This window comes from Methylobacterium sp. CM6241, from assembly GCF_054817845.1.
Genome location: NZ_CM139246.1, coordinates 4,029,982 through 4,053,064, shown reverse-complemented (window position 1 = coordinate 4,053,064; position 23,083 = coordinate 4,029,982). Strand labels below are relative to the sequence as shown.

Here is a 23,083-nt window from a genome sequence, read left to right as displayed (position 1 = left end):
GGAGTGCGCTGCCCATCATTGATGTCGGGAGTCGGCAAACGTGGGCCGACGCGACTCGGGTCCCGAGATTCACGATCTGTCCCCAGTTTGTCGCAGACCGTACCGAGTGCGGGATGATGGGTGGACGAGGGCGTCCTCCATGGCCGGGCGGGGCATTCCTCCCTGCTCGACGTGTCGCTCATTCAACCCTCCGCCCGCGTGAATCCAAGCCGGTTTCGAGCGCGGGACAGGCAGGATCGGGCGGATCGTCCGCGCTGGAGTAAAGCCCGCCGCATGACGCATGTTGACCCCGTCCGATGGCGGTCGTTTGCCCCCTCCGATGGCGGTCATTTCTCCCCGAGGATGCCGAGGATCTCGGTGCGCAGGCTCAGGAGCTTCGGGTCGTCGCGGCGGCGCGGATAGGGGGCATCCACCGCGATCTCGGTCCTGATCCGAGCCGGCCGGTCGCTCAGCACGATCACCCGCTGGGCGAGGATGAGGGCCTCCTCGACATCGTGGGTGACGAGGAGCGCGGTGAAGCGGCTCTCCTGCCAGAGCCGGACGAGTTCGCCCTGCATGGCAAGGCGGGTGAGAGCGTCGAGCTTGCCCAGAGGCTCGTCGAGGAGGAGCAGGCTCGGATCGTTGACGAGAGCCCGGGCGAGCGCCGTGCGCTGGGCCATGCCGCCGGAAAGCTGGTGGGGATAGGCCTCGGCGAAGTCGGCGAGCCCGACGAGGTCCAGCGCCTCGTCGATGCGGTGCCGATGGCGGCGAAGCAGCCCACTCGCCTCCAGGCCAAGCGAAACATTCCCCCGCACCGTGCGCCAGGGATAGAGCGTCGGATCCTGGAAGACGAGGAGCCGTTCCGGATCAGGTCCGGCGATCGTCTCCCCGTCGAGGGCGAGGGTGCCGGATTCCGGCGGTTCGAGACCGGCGGCGAGGCGCAGCAGCGTCGACTTTCCGCAGCCCGAGGGCCCGAGCAGGGCGACGAAGGAGCCCGGCGCGATGGTCAGGTCGATGTCGTCGAGAACGGGCAGGCGCGTACCGCCGATGTCGAAGGCGTGGGAGACACCTCTGACAGCGAGGGCTCCACGCCGGCTGGAAGAGGAGGCGCCGGTCGGCGCTTCGAGGGTCACCGCTACCATTGGACGAGCCCCTTCTGCCAGGACAGGACGCGGTCGCGCAGGCGGAACAGCAGGGTGATCAGGGTCGAGCACATCAGCGCCATGGCGATGAGGGCGGCATACATGTTGGCATAGGCCGCCCATCCTTGCGCCCATTGCAGGTACCAGCCGAGGCCGGATTTCACGCCCAGCATCTCGGCCACGACGAGAACCGCGAAGGAGGCGCCGAGCCCCATGAACAGCCCGACGAAGACGTGAGGCAGCGCGGCCGGGATCGCGACCTTGCGGATGAGGAAGCTCTGCGAGGCGCCGAGCGTGCGGGCGACGTCGTAATAGGATTTGTTGGCGGCCGCGATCCCGGACCAAGTCAGCACCGTTACCGGGAAACCCGTCGCCAGAGCCACGAGGAACGTGCTCGCCGACCAGGACGAGGGGAACACGAAGAAGGCCAGCGGCAGCCAGGCGGTGGCCGGGAGCGGTCCGACGAAGCGCAGGACCGGATGGACCCAGTAGCCGGCCGTCCGCGACCAGCCCACCGCCACACCGAGAACGAAGCCGACCGCGGCACCGATGAGGTAGCCGCCCGACAGAAGGATCAGCGAATTGACGATGCTGCCGCCGAGTTTCGGCCAATCCTCTGCGAAGACTTCCAGAATCGCCTGAGGAGGCGGGAAGAACGGCATCGGCAGCCATTCGAACTTGGCCGTCACCAGTTCCCAGATGGTGAAGGCGAGGGCGAGGGCGACCGTCCAGGGTCCCCAATGGCGCAGGCGGGCTCCGACCCGGCCGAGGGCAGGGAGAAAGGGGCTCGCCAGAAGCAAGGCCGCACCGATCAGGCCAGTGCCATGTCCAAACGTGGTGGAATACGGAAAATCGCCGTTCTCCGGCAGACCGATCGTGAGGGCCGCGAGGGCGAGCCAGACGGAACCGGCGAGGAGACCGACCCACCACAGGGCAGCGAGACGAGTTCGCCATGCGGAGCGACTCGATACCGTGGCATCCGCATCGGCGGCTCGGCGGAAGCCTCCGCCGAACGCCCCCGTCAATGAACTCGACATGGATGCCCCTCAGCTCAGGACGTCGGCATAGACGCGGTCGGCGAACTTCGCCGTGTCGGTGGAGCGGCGGATCACGTTCACGCGCTTCAGTTCGTCGCCGTAGAGGGCGATCTCCTGCTTGAGGGTGACGCCCACCGGCCGGTGATCGTGCGTATGGCTGCGCAGCATCGCGGCCAGATCCTCCACCGACCCTTTGCCACCGTAATTCGAGAAAATGCCGGCGGCATCCAACGGATCGGTGGCGACGCGGTGACCACCCTCGAGGATGGCGCGGGTGAGGGCGGAGGCGACCGCCCGGTCGTTACGGATCAGGCTGCCGCGCAGGGCCACCACGCAGCAGGAGCGCGTGGCGAAGCTGCCTGTCAGGTTGGTGGCCACTTCGGTGAAGCGCGGGTCCTTCAGCCAGATCCAGGTGCGCGGGTCGGCATCGGCCAGGGCCTGGGCCTCGCCCTTCTCCACGGCGAGGTTGAGAAGATCGGCTGGGTATTGCCGCCATTCCATCTCCCTGTCGGGATCGATACCGGCATCCGACAGGAGCAGGGCGAAGAAGTTCTTGGCCGGGCTCGCATGGTCGCTGATCGCGATGGTCTTGCCTTTCAGAGAGGCAATGTCGCTGATGCCTGCGGATTTTGCGCCGAGCAGCCTGAGGCAACCTCCATGGAGGCCGGCGGTGATCTTGACGTCGAATCCCTGTTCGAGGGGCTTCAGCCAGCGCAGGGCCATACCGATGCCGGAATCGGCCTTGCCGGTGGCGATGGCCTCCAGCAGGGCCTCCGTAGAGCCGCCGAAATTGATGAATTCCACGTCGAGCCCGTAGGCCGCGAAGATGCCCCGCTCCTTGGCGACGGGGGCCGCGGCGGTGCAGATGGCATTGGCGTTCCAGGCGAGCTTCACAGGCCGCAGCGGGCCGCTCCAAGGCTCAGTGGCCACTGCCGGCGCGCACAGGGGACCGGGATCGAAGGGCACAGCAGGGCCCGGAACCCAGGCACGCCCCGCCGTCGCGGTAAGGCCGAGGGGCAGGGCGGCCGCGACGGTGGCGCCCGCTCTCAGCAGGCGGCGTCGGGACAGCAGGTCGTCGGTCATGGTCGTCTCCGGGGCCGCGAGCAGCCCGCCTTCATGGATCGATGGAATGTCTGGGGAGGAAGTCGGCGGGTCAGGCCGGGGCGTAACTGAGATAGGCGACCATCATCTCGGCCACCGCCCGGTGGGCGTAGTCGGAGACGCTCTCTCCGCCATCGACCGGGAAGGCCTCGACGACGCGGCGGCCAGCCAGCACTTCGGACAGCTCCTCGGGCATCAGCCCGTTCTCGATGGCAGCAGCCACGGCTGCCCTGCCATAGGTGCGGCGAACATGCTTCGGCGCGAGAGCGCCTGCAAAAGCCCAGGCGCTCGCGGAGCTAACCGCTTCAATTCTCGCGTCGTGATAACCCATGACCATCAACCCCATTCGTCAGAATCGTCCCAGGATGAGTGCCGCCGAGATCGGCGAGACATGCATGGTGAAGGCAACGATTATGTTTGGGGTGACGGATCTTCATTGCGCCCTCGCGTCGGCAGCGAGCCGATAGACTTGTCGACAGGCGAAACTATAGGTGAGGGCTCGCGAAATGTGCTTCCAAATGTCCCGCATTCGGCAGGTGAGAGCTCTCTCCCGACCGGTCGATCGGGAAAGTTCCTGGTACCGATGCTCGCATGCCAACGGACCGTCAGCGGGCGGAGCCAGCCATCGCGTCGGAAACCGGCGCCTCGTCGCGGGCGCCGACGAAGCGGCCGAACAGGCGCCAGAGCAGGGCGCCGAGGCTGTCCATCAAAAGGAACACGGCCGGCACGAAGACCAGTGAGAGCAGGGTGGAGACGATGAGGCCGGAGATCACCGCCACCGCCATGGGTGCGCGGAACTCGCCACCGACACCCAACGCCATCGCCGAAGGCACCATGCCGGCGGCCATGGCGATGGTTGTCATCACGATAGGGCGCGCCCGCTTGCGGCCGGCATCGACGATGGCGGTGACGCGGTCGACGCCGCGCGCCATCTCCTCCACGGCGAAATCCACCAGCATGATCGCGTTCTTCGTGACCAGCCCCATCAACATCAGGATACCGATGACCACGGGCATCGATATCGGCATGTTGAGGATGAGGAGGCCGAGGATCGCGCCACCGATGGAGAGCGGGAGCGAGAACAGGATCGTCAGTGGCTGAAGAAACGAACCGAACAAGAGCACGAGAACGGCGTATACCATCATGATCCCGGCCCCCATCGCCAGCAGGAAGCCGGAGAAGACCTCGCCCATGATCTCGGCGTCGCCGGTCTGGCGAATGGTGACGCCAGGCGGCAGCGACTTCGCGGTGGGTGTTTCCAGGGCTTGAGCGATGAGCGAGCCCAACGCGTCGGACCCTTCCATGTTGGCCTCGACCGCCACGCGGATTACGCGGTCATAGCGCTCGATGGCGCCCGGTCCCTGGTCGAGCTCGATATCAGCCACAGCGGCGAGAGGCACGGCGCCGCCGTTCTTTGCTGGGACCTTGAGGTTCTCCAACCGCGAAATCGCGCCGCGCGCCGCCTCGGGCAATTGAACGCGGATCGGAATCTGGCGGTCGACGGCGTTGAACTTGGCCAGGTTCAGGCCGATATCGCCGATCGTCCCGACTCGTACGGTCTCGGCGATGGTTTCTGTGGAGACGCCGAGATCGGCGGCGGCCCCCTCTTTCGGGCGGATGCGCACTTCCGTGCGGTTGAGCGGTGCGGTCGACATCACGGAGACGAGGTGTGGGATCGCCGCCATGTCGCGCTGCAGCCTTGCCGCCACTTCGGCGACGATCTCGGCATCCGGCCCTCCAACCACAAGGGCGAGGTCGCGCTGGCCGGAATCGCGCAGGGACCAGGAGCGGATGTCCGGTTCCTCCGCCAGCAACGCGGCGATGTCGGTCTCTACCGCCGCCTGCTTCTTCGAGCGCGCGTTCTTCGGAGTCAGGTTGACGATGAGGGTGGCGAGCCGGGTCTCCTTCTTGCCCCCCACCTGACGACCGCCATCGACGAAGACCGAGGTGACTTCCGGCAGGGAACGGATGCGTTCGACCACTCGGTCAGCGACAGCTACGGTGTCTACGAGCTTCGCGCCAGGCGCGAGTTCCACCATGAACAGCGTGCGGGCATTGTCCTGCTTCGGCACGAAGCCGGAGGGCAGCAACCCGGTGGAGGCGAGCGAACCGGCAAACAGCACGAGGCCGACGATGAGGGTGATGACGCGGTGGCGCACGGACCAGCCCACCAACCGGCCATAGGTGCGCATCACCCATCCCTCACGTTCGTCGTGGTGATGGCCGTGGTCGCGTAGGAAATAGGCAGCGAGCATCGGCGTGATCAGCCGCGCCACGAGCAGCGACATGAACACCGAGACGGCGATGGTGAGCCCGAACTGCATGAAGTAGCGGCCTGCGATACCGCCCATGAACGAGACCGGCGCGAACACCGCGATCAACGTGGCGGTAATGGCAATGACGGCGAGACCGATCTCGTCGGCGCCCTCGATCGCCGCCCGGTATGCTGACTTCCCCATCCGCATGTGCCGGACGATGTTCTCGATCTCGACGATGGCGTCATCCACCAGAATGCCGGTGACGAGGGTGATGGCGAGCAGGCTGATGCCGTTGAGGGTAAAACCCAGCGCATCCATCGCCCAGAAGGTCGGGAAGACGGAGAGCGGTAGGGCGACCGCCGCGATCAAGGTCGCGCGCCAGTCCCGCAAGAACAGGAAAACCACGATGACAGCGAGAACAGCGCCCTCGATCAGGGTGTGCATCGCCGAATCGTAGCTTCCGATCGTGGCCGAAACCGATGAATCGATGACGTCGAAAGCCACGTCGGGATAGGTTTTGCGGAACTCGTCGATGCGCTTCTCGACGGCTGTCGCCACCTCGGCATCACTGGCGCCCGAGCCGCGCGAGACCGCGAAGGCGACGACCGGCTCGCCATTGAAACGGGCGAAGGTGCGCGGCTCCTCGATGGCGTCCTGCACCACAGCGAGATCGTCGAGACGAACCTTGCGTCCCCCCGGTAGGACGATGGACGTAGCCTTGAGGTCACGTACCGTGCGAGAGGCGGCAAGCGTCCGAATCGATTGTTCGCGACCACCGACCTCGCCACGTCCGCCCGCCATGTCAGCTGAGGTCAAGCGTAACTGCCGATTAACATCCGCAGCGGTGATGCCGAGCGCCAGCAGGCGGTCGGGCTGGAGCACGACGCGGATCTCGCGCGTGACGCCGCCGACACGCTCGACCCCACCGACGCCCTTCACCCCCTGGAGCGAGCGGGCGATCTTGTCCTCCACCAGCCAGGAGAGGTCGGCAGGTGTCATCGCCGGGGCCTTCACGCCGTAGATCAGAATCGGCAGGCCTGCGATCTCGACACGGCTGATCACCGGTTCGTCGATGGTGCGTGGCAGGTTGATGCGGATCTTCGAGATTGCATCCTTTACGTCGTTGACCGCGCGGTCAGTGTTCACCTCAAGACGAAATTCTACCGTCGTGACGGAGGATCCCTCTGTGATCGCCGAGGTGATGTGCTTCACGCCGCGTACGCCGGCTATTGAATCCTCGACCCATTTCGTCACCTGGGTCTGGAGCTCGGATGGGGCAGCGCCGGCCTGCGTGATCGCCACCGAGACGATGGGCACGTCGATATTCGGCATGCGCGTGACTGGAAGCCCACGAAAGCTGACGAGGCCGAGAACGATCAGGACGAGGAACAGAACCAGTGGGCCGATCGGCTTGCGGATCGCCCAGGCGGAGACGTTGAGGCGCATCGGCACAAACCGTGTTCGCGAGATGGAAACAACAGAGCCCGGCTGTTCCGGGCGCTGTTTCAGGGAATGCCGGCTTCAGCGGTTTCGCGCGGGGACGGGCCGTTCGCGACGGCGGGAGCGGGCGTAACGGCAACCGGGATGGCGCGGACCCGGTCGCCGTTACGCAGGAAGCTTCCAGAGCGCGCGACCACGGCCTCGCCTTGGTTGAGGCCTGAGCGGATTTCGATATCGTCATCGTCTGAGATGCCGGTGCGCACGGTCCGCGCCTCCACGAGGCCATCGGCGACTATGAGGACGCTACTGCGTTGCGGCCCGCCATACAGAACGGAGGCCTGGGGCACGGTGATGCCACGGGTTCGTGCGACCTCAATGGCCCCTCGGGCAAAGGTGCCAATACGCAGGCGCGGATCGGGATCGAGCCGGACGCGGACCTTGCCGAGGCGGGTTGCCTTATCGACCTCCGGGTAGACGGCGCGCACGCTCCCTCGCACGCGCTCGCCAGTGGTAAGCTCCATCGAGGCGGGTGCCCCCTCCCGCAACAGTGGCAGCTTGGTCTCAATGACCTCGCCTTCGAGCTCAATCTCGCCTCGGGCGATGAGCCTGAACAACGGCTCAGAAGAGGAGGAGGCTGCCATACCGACGCGGGCCGTACGGCGGTTTACGATACCGGCTTCCGGCGCGCGGATCTCGGTGCGGGCGAGGCGCAATGAGAGTTCGTCGCGCAGAGCCCGCGCCTGAGCGAGTTCCGCCCTTGCGATGACAAGACCATTGCGCGCGAAGGCGAGCTTGCCCTCCGTTTGACGCAAGGACGCAGTGCGCCCCTCCATGATCGCCGCTGTGCCGTTGCCGCTACTCATGAGTTGCTTAGCTCGCTCGAAGGCAAGGCGCGCTTCCATCTCGGCGGCCTCCGCCTGCTCGATATTGCTCTGTGCTTGCGGCACGGTGGCCGACGCCTTGCTGACCAGGGCGTCCTGCTGAGCGATCTGCTGGTCGATGAGATCGCGCGAGAGCCGCGCCAGGATCTGGCCTCGCTCTACGCGCATGCCCTCCTCGACCAGCACTTCGGTGACCCGATAGCCCTCGATTTCGGGCGTTACCAGGATTTCGTCACGGGGAACCAGAGATCCGGTAACGACGACCTGCTCGACGATTTCGCGGCGTGCCGCCTCGACAGTGCTCACCGCCGGCGCCGGCTTGTTTGGAGCCAGCGCGACCTCAGCGAAGGCCGAACCCGACGGTAGGCCAAGAATGAGAACGAAGGGACGAACGACCTTGAGGACGGAACTCATCGGCTACCCTCCAAGAGAGAGTGGGACGGAAAACCGAGCGAGACGGGAAGCGCGCCGGCCTCCGCCTCCTGCGCCGCCGTCGGCAGCCGTCCGTCCAGTCCCGCCTCGATCAGGGCGCACAAATGCGCCGCGGCGGGGGCTGGATTGAAGGCTGGCCAGAGCGCCAGGTTCACGAGAATGCCCTTCATCAGCGGGTTCAGCGTTTTGTCGTAGAGAATGGCGGCATCGCAGGCCGGTGAGGTTGCCAGAGACGAAAGAGTCTCGACAAACCAAAGGCGGGCCTCGGTCTCGCCTCGCTCGACCATGCCGGCAATGTCGGGGTTGCGAGTGGCCTCGGACCAGAGATCGACGCGCAGGACCGCGCTCTCGCGGGTCGCCCGGGCGAAGTAGCGTTCGAGGATGCCCATTAGGGCCCCACGGCGATCGCCGGCCCGCTCCATCTCTTCGACGAGGGTCATACCATGCCCGCGCTCACGCTCCGCGAGGCCTAAGACAACGGCCTCCTTCGACTTGAAGTAATGGTAGATGTTGCCTGCGGTCATCCCGGCTTGACGGGCGAGATCCTGCATCGTTGTGCGGTGGAAGCCATTGCGGACGAAGCAAATCTCGGCGGCATCGAGGATGTCCTGGCGGCGGGTCGACTGGCTGCTTCGAGGCTCAGTGAGGACGCCGGCGCTCATGATGCGGCCCCCGTGTTCGCGACGATGCCCACACCTTGAGCATTGATCGATCCGCAGGAGTACGCATGTCCACCAAGGTCGGCGCAGACCCGCGCCTGCCACCCATCCGATCCTGCACCCGTCCAGCCAATGAAAGCGAGCCAACCGACGAGAATCAAGAGCCCCGGCAGAAGATTGGACATCCGGCAAGCGGAGCGGGCCGAGACCACAATGCGCTGGGAGATCCCATCGCGAGGCGCATCCACATCATCGTACCAACCTAGATCGCCCATCGCGGCCTCCCGTCTCTCCGCAAATCTATTGAACGTTCATTCAAAGGTCAATGAATGAACGTTCAATAGGAGCTAATAATGTTATCCGACTCCCTCCTCGACGGGATGAGCAGCGCTCCTAGTTTAACTCCCATGCGCTTCATGATTCTGACCGCCGCCCTCGTGTCATTCTTCAGCAGTTCGGCCCAGGCAGATCCGTGCGGGGATCTCATCGACAGCGTCGTGGCTGAGACGAAGGCCACGCTCGTCAACCGCACCGTTGATTTCGCGGAAATGTCGGTCACCAACGGGATGACGCTGACACTCGCCTGCGGTGACCCGTCCGCTGTCGGAGTCCAATTCAAGGGGGAGACGCCGAGCGATGACTACTATGACCTGTTCGGCCGGGCCGGGCGGATCGCTACCGGGATTGCACCAGACCTGATCGTAGCCGCAGCTCGCCGCGCCCGCGAGCAGGCGGTCATCTCCCGCCACAGCCATGCCGATGCGGCGACATCTCTCGTCACGTGCTCTGTCATAAACGGGAGCCGTGGACCAATGACCGGCTGCGCGGTGGTAAATAAGCGCGACCGCTGAGGCATCCCCCCTGGGTCGCTGCCGAGCAAAGTATAGGTGCGCCACAGCAGGCCTTACGCCGGTGCGGTGGATTTGCTCGATGATGCTCGGCTCGATGCTTCGGCCCAGTCAGATTTCCCGGTTAGCCATAGGAACCCACCTGCCGATGGTCGAGCCGGGTGGTTGACGTCGTCGCTCGTGAAGAAAAACGTCGTGGGTATAAGCAGACGCTGACTATCAAGAGCGGATAGCTGCACCTCGGGGCATCTACCCCGGTGGTGTTCAGGGATGCATCTTCGGCGACGAAGAAATTAGCTGTCTCGCCGCTGCCATTCACATTGTCACCGGAGAGCCGCTCCCTCCGGAGCCTGCCGTCGATGAGCAAGGATAGCAGGTGCTTCTTACGGAAGGATCAGGCTGAGGCGCCGGCGGAAGAGTCGAACAGGAAATCGTCGGCGGCTGGGACAGTGACAGACAGGCCGGAGCCGTAGGCTGCTTTTGAGAGGCGCCAGGGGCGGTCGGCTTGGGCGCGGATAGCCTCGGACGGACGCAGGCGCCGCAACGTCCCTTCTTCGCTCAATTCCTCGACGGTGAGGAAGCCGTAGACCTGCAGGCGGGCGGCGATCAGCTTAGTCTCACGATCACCCGCCGCAACCGCGAGCGTTCCGCTGGCATAGACCGCATCCATCAGCGCGCGCTGATCGACCCGCCTCGCGGCTAGGGAGGGCGATACGACGGGAGCCTGGGGCTGGGGCCTGCCGGGACGTCGGAAGGGAACCACGTTGTCGATCGCCGTGTGAACGCTACGCATACACCGTTACCCTTACAAACCACGCGCGGAAACCAGCGCATGTCGCCCCGGCCCCAACGATCGCTAGGTTTCGACGAGTCGGATTAATGGGCGGTTTACGGTAAATCCCAGCCCTGTCCCGAAGGCGCACCGCCTTGTACTTCACGCAAAAGAGAGGAAATTCCCTTACGCCGACCTGCCCGAACGGCGATGCCCGCCCGTCCGGACACACATGTTTCGAAACAGTAACAGAGCAAAGCATTTGCTAGTGTAAATACGTCGTACTCCAGTGTATTAATAATATTTATTCTATCAGATGACGTTCTGCCATTCTTTTTCGACTCAAAGTAGCACTATCCGACGAAGTTCCTATTTGCAATATGACTTTATGGCTAATTAATCTTGGGATACAATGGCTATCCCAAGTCTAAAAATTGGCACATAGCCACGTATGGCGTTCATAGCAGGCCTTATTGCAACGTTCGACCCGAACCGGCAGGCTCTCGCCGCGGATGAGCGCATCTATATGCATAACATTGGGAATGAGGACCTTTGGCTGTGGAGGTGATCTGGGCTGCGCCTTATGGCGTTGGCTACGTCGAACCTGGGGGCAAGCGCTACCCGCATCGTGGCGGTGCCCCTGCATCAGCCAACCTGTCCCAACTTCGCAGGACACCTCCTCGACGGCCCCTTGTCACGACCGCCTTCGAAGGCATGGACGCCAGCAGGGGATGCCGACTTCAAACCGGCAACACGCTCCTTATCGATACCGGAGCCTGGAGCGTGCTGGAGTCGGCCTTTCGCTTGAACGCTCTATGAGGAATCCCTAGCGCAGGGATTGCCGCCCGCTCAGCGGGATCGAGGGAGCCGCCGAATTGGTGCTCTCCTTGTAAATCGGCACGATGAGCCGCAGCCAACCGCGCGTTTCTTGACCACCGTAATTGCGCTCCACCACATCGCGCGTGACATAGGCCTGGAGGTTCACAGGCCCGAAATTGTAGCCGACGAGGCCGCCGACGGCGATCTGTCCCTGGCGGCGATACCCGGGAAATCGGGTGGGCATGTCAGTGGAGGCGAAGGCTACCGGGCCGACCTCCCACTTACCGAATTTCTTGGTCGCAGTGAGGTCGAGGTTGAGATAGTCGGGATAGACCACACCTTGGGCGGTCACCGGATCGACGAAAACTCCGTAGAGCAGATTAGCGGTCAGGTTCAGTCCGTTACCCGTATAGCTCGCAGCGAAGCGGTGGCTGAGGGACGCGTTCCGGGTGAGGAACTCCGTCTCGATCGGCAGGTATCCACCGAAGAGATAACTAACGCCGAAATCGTTGCCGAGGTTCCAAGCAAGTTGGGTAGCGAGCAGTGGTTGGCCGATGCCGCTCTGATAGGCTGCGCCTCGCGGACTCGACGCTACGACCGGCTGGATCGCCGCTAGGTTGAGGCGCGCGCCCAGCAGGTTCCAAGGCGTCGCCCAAAGGAAGGTGGGCAGGTTGATATTAGATTCGGAATCAAGCGGCCGGGTATCGCGGACACCAAAGCTCGACGTGTTCACGAAGTAGAGGCCGACGGGAAGCTGGGCGCCAACGGGGAGACCGACCGTCTGTCCCGGTTGCGCCGCAGAACCGGCCTGGACCGGCCTTGAAGCCAGGGTGGTCAGGCCGAGGCCGACGCACAGGGTGAGACCGAGCGTGTATGTCGCGTGACGGGTACCGTGAATCATCCAGTGCCTCTACTTCGAGCGTGATGGGAAGAGCGCTGCGTTCGAGCAAGCTCTTCTTCATCGACGCACCAGCACCGGATCTCATTCCCCACGTATCGTCATCGCATCTGCGGATGTCACCAAAAGGTCACATATAGATAAAGGGGCAATTCTGTCGCGAAATACATACAAATTAAAGTAGCGATCGTTACTTTCATAGACGGAAATATTTATTTGTACTCTTGCTGCGATACCGCTTTTCAATGTGAGATCAAAATCATCGGCTTCGCGTTTGCAGCGCTCGCAGGTATTGATGTCCGCGACGTCGTTAGCGCTGAATCACGGCGTCGGCGCAACACCAGCGGGGGCCGGCAAGGCGACACGTTTCTCGGGATTCCTGATCTGACTGTATACGACGCTGGAAAAGCTGCCGATGACCGCGTGCCAGCCGATCTTGCCGTAGGCCGGATCATGGCGCGCAGTCTGGCAGAATACTGTCGTCAGCCCATTGACGATGTCGTCGTCCTTGGCCCCTCCGGCGGCTGCCTTTACCTTGGGTAGCAGAGAGTCGATGACCGGCACGAAGTTGTCCGGCGCCAAGCCTTTGAGGCTCTCAGCACTCCCCGCATCGGCGATGGCCTTTGCGACCTCTGGTTGCGCGATCTCCGCGCAGGGCGCCGTTCCGGCGAGCATGGTCTGAGTGGCGGTCCGGGCGGTTGTGACGATGCCGCGCTCGGCGATGACGGGGGCGTTGTTGCCCCACGCGTTGCGGATGTAGTCCGTGACGTCGGCGACCTCTCGGTCGGTCATGCCGGCCCCCACTGCAGGCATCGGCGCGTAGCCGTTCTGGGCAGCGAGGCCGCCGAGGATGATGCGGATCACCGTCTCGGGGCCTTCCGACTGCACCGAGGTATTGCCGGCGAGCGCCGGGATCGCCCCCTCGACGCCCTGGCCGTCCGGCTTGTGGCAGGAGGAGCAATAGCTGAGATAGGTCGCAGCACCCGGCGCATCGGCCTGGTTGAAGGCCTGGATGTCCTTGATTTTATAGCTCTCTTTGGCTTTCTGCGTGCGCAGGTAGGCGACCATCGCCTTCAGGTCGGCATCGGTCAGCCTGGAGAGGGATTCCTCGATGGTCTGACGCATCGGCCCGGCGGCGACGCCCGGCCGGTTGCCCGGAGCCGTGCCGGTTTTGAGGTATTCGACCACCTGATCGTCGGTCCAGGAGCCGATCCCGGTGTGGTCGTCGGGGGTGATGTTGGGCGCGTACCAGCCGTCGATGACCCCGCCACCGAGTTTGCCCGCCAACCCGCTGTTTCCGACGATCTTGTTGGCGTTGTGGCACATGCCGCAATGGCCGAGGCCCTCCACGAGGTAGCCGCCGCGATTGACCTCGGCGCTGGCGTTTGGATCCTGCTTGAACTCGCCCGCGGTGAAGAACGCGGTGCGCCAGGTGATGAGCGCGCTGCGAATATTGAAGGGGAAGGGGATCTCGGAAGGTTTGCGGGGCTCCTTCACTGGCTTGAGGGAGCGCAGATAAGCAAAGATCGCATCGGAATCGTCGCGCGTGACTTTGGTGTACCAGGCGAAGGGGAAGGCCGGATAGAGGTAGCTGCCCTCGTTGTCGATGCCTTCGTGCAGGGCGCGGTAGAAGTCGTCGGCGGTCCATTTGCCGAGCCCGGTCTCGTCGTCCGGTGTGAGGTTCGGCGTGCGGATCTTCCCGATCGGCGTGTTGAGGACATAGTTCCCGGCAAAGGGCCTGCCGCCCGGTGCCGAATGGCAGGCGACGCAATCGCCCGCCGTCGTCAAGTATTCGCCCCGCTTGATCTGTTCAGCATCTTGGGCCGAGGCACAGGTCGCGGCGGCGATGAGGCCGGCCGAACCGAGCAGGAGGGCAGATATGCGACGCATGAAGCCGGTTCTCCACTCATGAAGCCGAAGGTTGGACAGCAGCAATTCAGGCACGCCTCGTGACCGTTCTGCCCGGTCGGCGAAGGTCGGGCACGACCGGATCGGATGCGTCATGCGACCCCCCAAACATGCGCAACGCGACCTCCCCTAGATGCGCCATCAGCGAGGCGATGAGGCAGAGCGCAACCACCGTCCAATCCGAGCCGATCAGCGCGGCGCGGATCGCCAGCATCAGCGCCGCGCCCGAGGCGAGATTGCAGAAAAGGGGCGGAAGGAGCGGGCGATCTCGCCCATAAAGGCGCCATGCCACGAGGGCGGCGGCCTCCAGGGCCACGAGACCGAGGATTACGTCGATGATCCGCCCGGAGGCGAAGAGCGACGCCAGGGTCGCCACATCCGGAATCATACCCGGCTTCCGACATCGCGGACCGGTACGGCCCGGCCAAACGGCCCGTTCAGCCGCACGATCGCCCGGTTGAGAAGTGTCGCGACGCTGACCCATGCGAGGTAGGGCGCGAGCAGCAACGCCGCGATCCCCGAGGCCTGGGCCGTCACCGCGATCAGCGCCACGATGGAGAGCCAGAGGGCGATGACTTCGAGATAGGCCCAGTCCGGCCGGCGTAGGCGGAAGAAGATGCCGCTCCAGGCGATGTTGAGACAGAGGTTGACGCCGTAGGCGACCAGTAGCGCGGTGCGCGCCGAGGTTCCGGCATCCGCGTGCCAGGCCATCACGGCGGAGATCGCCATGAGGGTGAAGATCGTTGTCCAAACCGGGCCGAAGGCCCAGTCCGGCGGCTTCCACGAGGGACGCCGCAGGGTTTGATACCAGGGGCCGGTCGTCGTCAGGAGACCACCGGCGAGGGCGGCGACGAGGGCGGCGGCCGCCGAAGCCACGACCGGGCCGGTCTCGTAACCGCCGATCACGGCGAGACCCAGCGGAACAGGTGCGCCAGATCCTTGAAGAAGATCCGCGCATGGGCGGCGGGCTTTGCCCGGACCAGCTCCTTGTTCATGTAGGAATCCCAGGTCAGCTGCTGGACGTCCTTGTCCTTGCAGATCGAGACGAAGCGCTCCCGCAGGGAATCGTTGCGGTACCAGACCCATTGCATCATGCGCAGGATCAGAAAGACGCGGCCGTGCAGGCGCATGAAGCGACGCCGGGCAAGGGCCAGGGATGCGGCCTTGCCGGTGGCGAGGAAGGTGTCGGCCGCCTCCGCCGCGAGCCGGCCGGCGAGCATGGCGTAGTAGATGCCCTCGCCCGAAGCCGGGGCGACGATGCCGGCGGCATCCCCGGTGAGCAGCACGTCCCGGCCATTGTCCCAGCGCCTGAGCGGCTTCAGCGGCAGCGGCGCGCCCTCGCGGCGCAGGGTCTCGCCGGCATCGAGGCCCGTGGAGGCGCGCAGGGACCGGATCGCCCCGCGCAGGGAGAACCCCTTGCGGGCGCTGCCGGTGCCGATGCTGATCGTGTCGCCATGGGGGAAGACCCAGGCGTAGAAATCCGGCGAGAGCTTGCCCTGGTAGTAGACGTCGCAGCGCGTCCCCTCGACATCGCCGCTCCCATCCGCCGGCGACCGGACGATCTCGTGATAGGCGAAGACCTGTTTCATCGCCGCGTGGCCGGGAATCTCGGCCCGCCCGACCACCGAACTCGCGCCGTCCGCGCCGATGACGAGGCGGGTGCGAACCCGGTACTCCGCATCGCCCGAGCGGTAATGCACCACCGCCCCGCCTTCCGCGTCGCGGATGATGCGGGTGAAGCTGCCCGGGCGGTGGTCGGCCCCAGCCAGGGCCGCGCGGTCGCGCAGCCAGGGGTCGAAATGCTCCCGGTCGACCATGCCGACGAAGCCGTCGCCGATGGGCATGTCCACCCGCTTGTCGGCGGGTGAGATCATGCGGGCCGAGCGGACGCGGGCGACGAGCAGCGCGTCGGGAATGGCGAAATCACGGATCAGGCGCGGCGGGATCGCGCCGCCGCAGGGCTTGATCCGCCCCGGCTTGTCGAGGAGCAGCACCCGCCGCCCCATCCGGGCGAGATCGGTGGCGGCGGTGGCCCCGGCCGGGCCGCCTCCCACCACCACGACGTCGAAGGTCTCCAATTCCGGCATGGGTCTCACCTCAACGACAATCGGGGCTGCAGCACGGGCTCGGCGAGGCGGGCAGGGCGGCGCAATTGCGTCGCAGCGGCATGCTCGATCCGCATGGCCAGGGCGGCGCCGACCAGAAACAGGGCGGCCTCGGCCAGGAAGACGGCAGCATAGGCAAGGACCGCTTCGGGGCTGACGAGGCGGGCGAGATCCACCGCCATGGTCCCGAGGAAGCCTCCGGCCCCGAAGGCGACGCCCTGGGCCGCGCCCCAGACGCCCATTCGGGTGCCGCGCTCGGCCTCGCCACCGGCACCCGCCAGACCCATCATCGAGCCGATGGCGGCCACGGCGAACATCCCGTTGAACAGGCCAAGAGCGAAGACGGCGGCGCGCAGGGGGAAATCCGGGCCGACGAGGCCACCGACGGCGATTCCGGCCAGAGCCAGCGCCGAGCCGGCGCAGCCGGTGGCGGTCCATACTTTCAGCGAGCCGAGATAGGGACCGCCGATTCCCATGGTGAGGCCGGCGACGGTGAGCATGCCGGCGAGCACGCCGCCATGCTGGAGACCGGACAGCTTGGTGGTGGCCCCCGGCGTCATCGCGAAGACGAGGCCGGCGAAGGGTTCGAGGATGAGCTCCTGCGCGCTGTAGGCGAGCATCGCCACGAAGATGAAAATGGTGAAGCGGCGCGAGGCCGGCTCCGACCAGACCCGGGCCAAGACCTCGCGGAACGGCCGCTTCCCGCCGGCATCGGACGGTGCGGCCGCCGCGCGGCGCGGCTCGATTCCACGGATTGCGAGACAGGCGAGGGCGAAGGCGGCAAGCGACACCGTGGCGGAGACCATCACCAGCCGGACACCGGAGAACGGATCGAGGAAATGTCCGGCGATCGGCGCGGTGATGGCGAAGCCGGCGATCATCATCACCCAGACGATGGTGGCGGCAGCCCCCCTGCGGCGCGCATCGACGCCGCCCGCCAGGAGAACGAGGAGAGAGGTCCCCGCCGCGCCCGCGCCCATCCCCACCAAGAGGAAGGACAGGATGGCGAGGGCGATGCCGGTGGAAAGCTGCGTTTCCATGAGGGCGGTCGCCGCCGCCGCACCGAATCCGCCGAGGCAGAGCGCGGCCATGCCGCCGACGATCCAGGGCGTGCGCCGCCCGCCCACATCCGAGCCGTAGCCCCAGCGCGGGCGCAGGACCTGCACGGCGTAGTGGAGGGTGACGAGGGCGCCGGGGATCATCGCCGGCAAAGCGAGCTCTACGACCATGACCCGGTTGAGGGTCGAGGTCATGAGAACGACCACGGCACCCAAAGCGGTCTGGACGAGGCCAAGGCGGACGATGGCGAGCCAGCCCATAATCGGCGCCATCACGCGGCTCCCTGCTGCGCGAGGGCCCTGAGGGCGAAAGCCGCCACCAGCATGCCGAGCACGTAGAGGGTGGTGCCGGTGCCGTTGTACCAGGCTGCCCGCTCGCGCGGGCTCCGGAGCAGGCGGGACATCAGCGCGAGTTGCGCCACGAGCAGCCCCGTGACGAGGGCCGCGTGCCCCGCGCAGTTCCACCAGGCCGAGAGGAGGAGGATCACCGCCAGCTGTGGCAGGGCCATGACGAGGCAGGCGAGGCGCGCGGCCCGGTCGGTCCCGAGCTGGACCGGCAGCGAGCGGAGATTCATGCGCGCATCCCCTTCCACCGACTTGAAGTCGTTGAGGGTCATGATGCCGTGGGCACCCACCGAATAGAGGAGGGCCACCGTGAGAACGCGGTGGTCGGGCAGGGCGCCGGCCATCACGGCGGCACCTGTGAACCAGGGCAGGCCCTCGTAGCAGAGCCCCACTGCCGCGTTACCCCACCAGCCGTTCTGCTTCAGCCTCAGGGGCGGCGCGCTGTAGATCCAGGCGAGGACGAGACCGAACAGCGCGGCGCTGAGGATCCAAACCCCGAGCGAAGCCGCGACGGCGAGGGAGAGGGCGGTCCAGGCCAGCGCGACGTAGAGGCCCCAGCGGCCGGGCATCCGGCCGGACGGGATCGGGCGCAGCGGCTCGTTGATCGCGTCCACATGGCGGTCGTACCAATCGTTGACCGCCTGCGAGGTCGCGCACACCAGGGGGCCGGCGAGCACGATCCCGGCGAGGATCAGCGGCCAGCGCCCCTCGGCCGCCATACCCGACGAGACCACGCCGCAAGCGAAGGCCCACATCGGTGCGAACCAGGTGATCGGCTTCAGAAGCTCGACCAGGGTGGCGGGAGCGGGGATGCCGACGGAAGCGGCGGGAGGGGTGGACGCCGACGTTGCCATGCCCCGAAGCTAGGAGCCGAACGTCGGGAGTGTCAAGAAAGATTGACACATAAAATGTCAATCTTGTGCGACATTTGGCCTGCCGGAAGACAGGCCTGAACTATTGTTCGTCAGCAGGCTCCGGCGCATCGAGATCGCCGATGCCATAACGGCGCAGCTTGGCGTAGAGGCCCTGCCGGCTGAGCCCCAGCATCTCGGCGGCCGAGGCCCGGTTGTCGCGGGTAATGCGCAGGGCCGCCTCGATGCAGAGGCGCTCGATCAGGTCCGTCGATTCGCGCACGAGGTTCTTCATCGAGACCCGGCCCACGAGTTCGGTCATCTGCTCGACGGAGCGTGGCAATTCCCGACCACCCAAAGCCGTCGCGGTGCGGCGCGGCGTCGAACGGATGGTGAAGCCGAGGCAGGGTTGCCCGGCGCCGGGCACCGCGACGGCGGCGACTTCCACCTCCTCCACCGAACCGTACTCGCCCCGGAGACTCGTCGCGAAATGGCGCACCGAGCCATGCTGGCCAAGGGTGGAGAACAGGGCGGCGGCCTCGGTCTCCTCTCGGCCGAGCCAGCGGTCGAGGGGTTCGCCGCGCACCTGTTCCTCGGTGGCGAGTTGCACGAGATCGAGGAAGGCGGCGTTGGCGGCGAGGATACGGCGGGCCGGATCGGTGACGACGAAACCTTCGGGCAGGCTCTGGATCACGTCGAGGGCGGAGGTACCGGCACGGCTCGGTCCGGCCACCTCGGCGGGGCCGGAGGAGAGGCGCAGGAGCGCGCTCGTGGCGTTCTCCTGGCGGAACAGGGAGGCGGCGACGCGGGTCTCGCCGCGACCGTTGCCGAGTTGCGCGACGAGATCGCCGGCCTGGCCGGTGATGCGCAGTCCTGCGAACAGCGATTCGAGTTCGCGGGTGCTGGCGGAATCGAACAGGTCGACCACGTCCTGTCCGATGATGCGCTTCTCTGCCCGGCCGAGGAGGCGGGCGGCGGCCGGGTTCACCTCGGTGACCCGGCGGGTGGCGGCATCCACCACCAGGACAGGCTCGCCGGCGAGCTGGAAGAGCAGACGGTAGCGGGTCTCGGCGCCGCGCAGGCGCAGGTAGTCGCGTTCCAGGGCCTGCTGGGTCTCCGCGAGCTTTCGCTGGAGCACGGCCATGGCGCGGAGATTGCGGCCGATGGCGATGATCGGACCGCCATTCTCCAGGCGCAGGGCGGAATAGCGGACTGGCAGGTCGATGCCGGTGGCGGAGGGATGGTTCACCTGCCGCCAGCGCGTGACGGCGCCCGGGGCGGCATCGCGCAGGAGGGCGGCGATCTTCGGCCGGCTCTCGACCGTGACGGTATCCATCCAGGGCTGGCCGAGCCAGGTCTCACAGCCTTCATCGGCGAAATCCGCGTTGCCGAAGGCCGCATCGCGGATGATCCCGTCCGCATCGACCACCAGAGCGAGATCCGTCGCGGCCGCGACGAGAAGCCCGGCCGACTCCGCGTCCAGGGGACCGAGTGCCTTACGAAGCGCTGCGAAGGTTTCCGCCGCGGCGGGAAGTGCCAGACTGGTCAAGGATCACCACGATGTGACGACGTCGAGCCGGTCTTTCAGCAGGGTCTGGCCCGCGGATCAAGCAAGCTCTCGGCGATGGTTATGGCAAGGCGTGCATCACCCGCCGTCGCGTCCGCGCCGACGAGTGCCGAATATTCGGGATGGTTCATGAAGATCGGCCCGCCGACCATGACACGGACCGATGGATTGCGCGAGGTGCGACGAAGCTCGGTCACCAGCCGGGTGAGGGTTGGGAGCAGGGTTTCGCAGCCAAGCGATACGCCGATCACATCGAACCAGCCCGTGCTGGCGGCGCGGATCGCCTGGGAATGCGCGGAATGGGCCGCACTGGTCACATCCCATCCGGCGTCGCGGAAGAAGCGTTCGACGAGGGAGAGACCGAAGCTGTGCGTCTCGCCGGGACAGGCCATCAGGAAGACGCTGCGGCCGTGCGGGTCCGGCGCCGGCTCGTCGCGAAACCGGGCGGTGAGCTCGTGCATGATGCGCTGGAGCCGGCCCATGGCGATGGTGAGCTCGGCGAAGTCGCAGAGGTCCTCTTCCCACAAGAGGCCGAGATGGCGGGCCGTGGGGGCGAGGAGATCGAGGAGCAGGCTGTCGAGGGCGAGCCCGTCATCAACGAGGCGCGCGATCCGGTCTTCCACATCCTCGCCGTCCGGTGACAGGACCAGCGTGGCGAAATCCGTGATCTGCTCCGTGCTCGGCAGGATTCCCGGGCGGTTGGCACGGGAATCCGCCCGGTGGGCGAGCATCAGGCGAGGGATGATCTCCGCCTCGATGACGCTGGCGAGATCGACGTCCCACGCGGAGTTCCGCTCCTGCCTGGCCCCGCCAGGATATAATGCGAATTCCGACGAGGCGCACTCGTCCAATGCAACCGGCTCGATCCCGGAAGCCGTGCGAAACCGCCAGACATCATCCATTGGGTCCTCCAATGTTTTATGACGGCTTCTTGATCCAGCTCGATCTTGATTGTCGAACTTGACGTCTTCGACTTAAAAAGCGTCCGACGCTGCTTGCAGTGCGACAAGCGGGCCTTGTCGATAACGATACGCTTCACAACCCATTTGGCAATCCAGCAACTCACATTATTATGCATCAATGCTGTAAATTTAAAATGACGTAAAGCCAGCTTGACACTTATTCCGCCGGTTCATACCCTCCTCGGCAACGGGCCCCGACCATGCGGGGCCAAGCCGGGACAGGGTGGAACCGATGCCTGCAAGAGGGGGCCAGCCGACTCGACCTCTCTACTCGCCGGCCGAGCGCGCCCGCCGCGACGCCTCCCGCTGGACCCTGGTCCAGGGCATCCTCGCACCCCTCCAGTTCCTGGCTTTCCTGATCAGCCTCGGCCTCGTCCTGCGCACCCTGGCGACGGGGGAGGGCGCGCAGATGGCCAACGTCTCCATCGTCGCCAAGACTTTGCTGCTCTACGCGATCATGGTCACGGGCTCGATCTGGGAGAAGGACGTCTTCGGGCGTTACCTGTTCGCCCCGGCCTTCTACTGGGAAGACATGGTCAGCATGCTCGTGTTGGCCCTGCACAGCGCCTATCTCGTGGCGCTCGTCACGGGCGCCCTCACGACGGCGGGGCTGATGCTCCTGGCGCTCGCCGCCTACGCGTCCTACGCCGTCAACGCCGCGCAATTCCTGCTGAAGCTGCGCGCCGCCCGGCTCCAGGCCCCGTCCCGCCTCGTCCTCTCACCGGAGGGCGCGCGATGAATGCCCATGCCAAGCTCGGCAACTTCGACCCCGCCTGCGGCGTCGAGATCCGGCAGGAGCGCGGCCAGCGGGCGGTATTCTGCGGCCTCACCGGGATCGTCTGGCTGCATCGCAAGATCCAGGACGCCTTCTTCCTCGTCGTCGGCTCGCGCACCTGCGCCCATCTCATCCAATCGGCCGCCGGGGTAATGATCTTCGCCGAGCCGCGATTCGCCACCGCCATCATCGACGAGCGCGACCTCGCCGGCATCGCCGACATGAACGACGAGCTCGACCGCGTGGTGGGTCGGCTGATTGAGCGCCGCCCCGAGATCAAGCTGCTGTTCCTTGTCGGCTCATGCCCGTCGGAGGTGATCAAGCTCGATCTCGGCCGCGCGGCGCAGCGCCTATCCCGCGAGTTGTCTCCCCAAGTCCGGGTGTTGAGCTATTCGGGCAGCGGCATCGAGACCACCTTCACGCAGGGCGAGGATGCCTGCCTCGCCTCTCTCGTCCCCGCCATGCCGGCCGAGGCGAAAGATGCCGCCCCCTCGCTCCTCGTGGTCGGGGCGCTGGCCGACGTGGTCGAAGACCAGTTCGCCCGTATTTTCGCAGAACTCGGCATCGCCCCCGTGCGGTTCCTGCCCGCGCGCCGTGCCGGCGAGATGCCGCCGGTGGGCCCGAACACTCTGGCGCTGCTGGCCCAGCCCTTCCTCGCCGACACGGCACGGGCGCTGGAGGAGCGGGGCGCAACACGGCTCACCGCCCCGTTTCCCCTGGGCGCCGAAGGCACCACGGGATGGCTCAAGGCCGCGGCGGACGCGTTCGACGTGGCCCCCGACCTATTCGCCGCGGCCACCGCCGCGGGATCGCGCCGCGCAGAACAGGCGCTGGCGCCCTACAGGGCCATGCTCGCCCGCCGGCGCGTGTTCTTCTTCCCCGATTCGCAGCTGGAAATCCCGCTTGCGCGCTTCCTGTCACGGGAACTCGGCGCCGAACTCGTCGAAATCGGCACGCCCTACCTGCATCGCGGCCATCTCGCCGACGAACTGGCGCTGCTCCCGCGCGGAACGACGATCGTCGAGGGCCAGGACCTCGATGCCCAGATGGACCGGTGCCGGGCGGCCCGGCCGGACCTGACGGTGTGCGGCCTCGGCCTCGCCAACCCGCTGGAGGCGGAGGGGCTGGCGACGAAATGGTCGATCGAGCTGCTGTTCACCCCGATCCAGGGCTACGACCAGGCCGGCGACCTCGCCGAACTGTTCGCCAGACCCCTCGTCCGTCGCACCCGGCTGGAGGTCTGACG

Annotated in this window: 21 protein-coding genes; 3 read left to right on the top strand and 18 right to left on the bottom strand. The window is 66.0% G+C overall.

The window, feature by feature from the left end; all coding sequences use genetic code 11:
• Nucleotides 1-326 precede the first annotated feature (326 nt).
• The 8 genes from ACYQR9_RS18985 to ACYQR9_RS18950 all read right to left on the bottom strand — a co-directional run bounded on the left by ACYQR9_RS18985 (nucleotide 327) and on the right by ACYQR9_RS18950 (nucleotide 9,204).
• Nucleotides 327-1,121, bottom strand: coding sequence for an ABC transporter ATP-binding protein (locus tag ACYQR9_RS18985; protein ID WP_461227694.1), 795 nt, complete (start codon nucleotides 1,119-1,121; stop codon nucleotides 327-329).
• Nucleotides 1,115-2,158, bottom strand: coding sequence for an ABC transporter permease (locus ACYQR9_RS18980; protein ID WP_461227693.1), 1,044 nt, complete (start codon nucleotides 2,156-2,158; stop codon nucleotides 1,115-1,117). The genes ACYQR9_RS18985 and ACYQR9_RS18980 overlap by 7 nt, the downstream gene beginning before the upstream one ends.
• A gap of 9 nt (nucleotides 2,159-2,167) precedes the next feature.
• Nucleotides 2,168-3,241 (bottom strand): ABC transporter substrate-binding protein, encoded by a 1,074-nt coding sequence (locus ACYQR9_RS18975; RefSeq protein WP_461227692.1) that lies wholly within the window; start codon nucleotides 3,239-3,241, stop codon nucleotides 2,168-2,170.
• A gap of 70 nt (nucleotides 3,242-3,311) precedes the next feature.
• Complete coding sequence (locus ACYQR9_RS18970; protein ID WP_244477986.1) at nucleotides 3,312-3,482, bottom strand: hypothetical protein; 171 nt, start codon at nucleotides 3,480-3,482, stop codon at nucleotides 3,312-3,314.
• Between the two features lie 382 nt (nucleotides 3,483-3,864).
• Nucleotides 3,865-6,963 carry an efflux RND transporter permease subunit gene (locus tag ACYQR9_RS18965; protein WP_461227691.1) on the bottom strand — a complete coding sequence of 1,033 codons (3,099 nt, stop codon included), beginning with the start codon at nucleotides 6,961-6,963 and terminating at the stop codon, nucleotides 3,865-3,867.
• Nucleotides 6,964-7,022: 59 nt separating this feature from the next.
• Nucleotides 7,023-8,252 (bottom strand): efflux RND transporter periplasmic adaptor subunit, encoded by a 1,230-nt coding sequence (locus ACYQR9_RS18960; protein WP_056425227.1) that lies wholly within the window; start codon nucleotides 8,250-8,252, stop codon nucleotides 7,023-7,025.
• Nucleotides 8,249-8,932, bottom strand: a complete 684-nt coding sequence (locus ACYQR9_RS18955; RefSeq protein ID WP_311273863.1) for a TetR/AcrR family transcriptional regulator — start codon at nucleotides 8,930-8,932, stop codon at nucleotides 8,249-8,251. The genes ACYQR9_RS18960 and ACYQR9_RS18955 overlap by 4 nt, the downstream gene beginning before the upstream one ends.
• Complete coding sequence (locus tag ACYQR9_RS18950; RefSeq protein WP_461227690.1) at nucleotides 8,929-9,204, bottom strand: hypothetical protein; 276 nt, start codon at nucleotides 9,202-9,204, stop codon at nucleotides 8,929-8,931. The genes ACYQR9_RS18955 and ACYQR9_RS18950 overlap by 4 nt, the downstream gene beginning before the upstream one ends.
• A gap of 78 nt (nucleotides 9,205-9,282) precedes the next feature.
• Between ACYQR9_RS18950 and ACYQR9_RS18945 the strand changes: the two genes are divergently transcribed.
• Nucleotides 9,283-9,780: a hypothetical protein gene (locus ACYQR9_RS18945; RefSeq protein WP_244477987.1), complete on the top strand. Its 498-nt coding sequence runs from the start codon at nucleotides 9,283-9,285 to the stop codon at nucleotides 9,778-9,780.
• Nucleotides 9,781-10,171: 391 nt separating this feature from the next.
• Here the strand turns inward: ACYQR9_RS18945 and ACYQR9_RS18940 are convergent, their stop codons facing one another.
• The 10 genes from ACYQR9_RS18940 to ACYQR9_RS18895 form a co-directional block, all read right to left on the bottom strand.
• Nucleotides 10,172-10,570 (bottom strand): hypothetical protein, encoded by a 399-nt coding sequence (locus tag ACYQR9_RS18940; protein WP_461227689.1) that lies wholly within the window; start codon nucleotides 10,568-10,570, stop codon nucleotides 10,172-10,174.
• An 805-nt stretch (nucleotides 10,571-11,375) separates the two neighbouring features.
• Complete coding sequence (locus tag ACYQR9_RS18935; protein WP_056425239.1) at nucleotides 11,376-12,269, bottom strand: transporter; 894 nt, start codon at nucleotides 12,267-12,269, stop codon at nucleotides 11,376-11,378.
• A 318-nt stretch (nucleotides 12,270-12,587) separates the two neighbouring features.
• Nucleotides 12,588-14,156 (bottom strand): c-type cytochrome, encoded by a 1,569-nt coding sequence (locus ACYQR9_RS18930; RefSeq protein WP_461227688.1) that lies wholly within the window; start codon nucleotides 14,154-14,156, stop codon nucleotides 12,588-12,590.
• A gap of 46 nt (nucleotides 14,157-14,202) precedes the next feature.
• Nucleotides 14,203-14,562, bottom strand: coding sequence for a hypothetical protein (locus tag ACYQR9_RS18925; protein ID WP_461227687.1), 360 nt, complete (start codon nucleotides 14,560-14,562; stop codon nucleotides 14,203-14,205).
• On the bottom strand, nucleotides 14,559-15,080 hold the full coding sequence (locus ACYQR9_RS18920; RefSeq protein WP_461227686.1) for a TspO/MBR family protein: 522 nt from the start codon (nucleotides 15,078-15,080) through the stop codon (nucleotides 14,559-14,561). The genes ACYQR9_RS18925 and ACYQR9_RS18920 overlap by 4 nt, the downstream gene beginning before the upstream one ends.
• Entirely contained in the window at nucleotides 15,077-16,261 is a 1,185-nt protein-coding gene (locus ACYQR9_RS18915; protein ID WP_461227685.1) for a geranylgeranyl diphosphate reductase, read from the bottom strand. The genes ACYQR9_RS18920 and ACYQR9_RS18915 overlap by 4 nt, the downstream gene beginning before the upstream one ends.
• Before the next feature lie 5 nt (nucleotides 16,262-16,266).
• A complete protein-coding gene (locus tag ACYQR9_RS18910) occupies nucleotides 16,267-17,610 on the bottom strand; it encodes a BCD family MFS transporter (RefSeq protein ID WP_461227684.1) in 1,344 nt (447 codons plus the stop codon).
• Nucleotides 17,610-18,536 (bottom strand): chlorophyll synthase ChlG, encoded by a 927-nt coding sequence (gene chlG, locus ACYQR9_RS18905; RefSeq protein WP_461227683.1) that lies wholly within the window; start codon nucleotides 18,534-18,536, stop codon nucleotides 17,610-17,612. The genes ACYQR9_RS18910 and chlG overlap by 1 nt, the downstream gene beginning before the upstream one ends.
• 100 nt (nucleotides 18,537-18,636) lie before the next feature.
• Entirely contained in the window at nucleotides 18,637-20,082 is a 1,446-nt protein-coding gene (ppsR, locus tag ACYQR9_RS18900; protein ID WP_461227682.1) for a transcriptional regulator PpsR, read from the bottom strand.
• 35 nt (nucleotides 20,083-20,117) lie between these two features.
• The gene (locus tag ACYQR9_RS18895; RefSeq protein ID WP_244477988.1) at nucleotides 20,118-21,002 is read right to left on the bottom strand and encodes a cobalamin B12-binding domain-containing protein; all 885 of its coding nucleotides are present in this window, start codon (nucleotides 21,000-21,002) and stop codon (nucleotides 20,118-20,120) included.
• Between the two features lie 292 nt (nucleotides 21,003-21,294).
• On the opposite strand from ACYQR9_RS18895, the gene bchF reads away from it, so the two are divergent.
• Nucleotides 21,295-21,801, top strand: a complete 507-nt coding sequence (bchF, locus tag ACYQR9_RS18890; protein ID WP_419953739.1) for a 2-vinyl bacteriochlorophyllide hydratase — start codon at nucleotides 21,295-21,297, stop codon at nucleotides 21,799-21,801.
• Nucleotides 21,798-23,081 (top strand): ferredoxin:protochlorophyllide reductase (ATP-dependent) subunit N, encoded by a 1,284-nt coding sequence (locus ACYQR9_RS18885; RefSeq protein WP_419953738.1) that lies wholly within the window; start codon nucleotides 21,798-21,800, stop codon nucleotides 23,079-23,081. The genes bchF and ACYQR9_RS18885 overlap by 4 nt, the downstream gene beginning before the upstream one ends.
• Nucleotides 23,082-23,083: the final 2 nt, after the last annotated feature.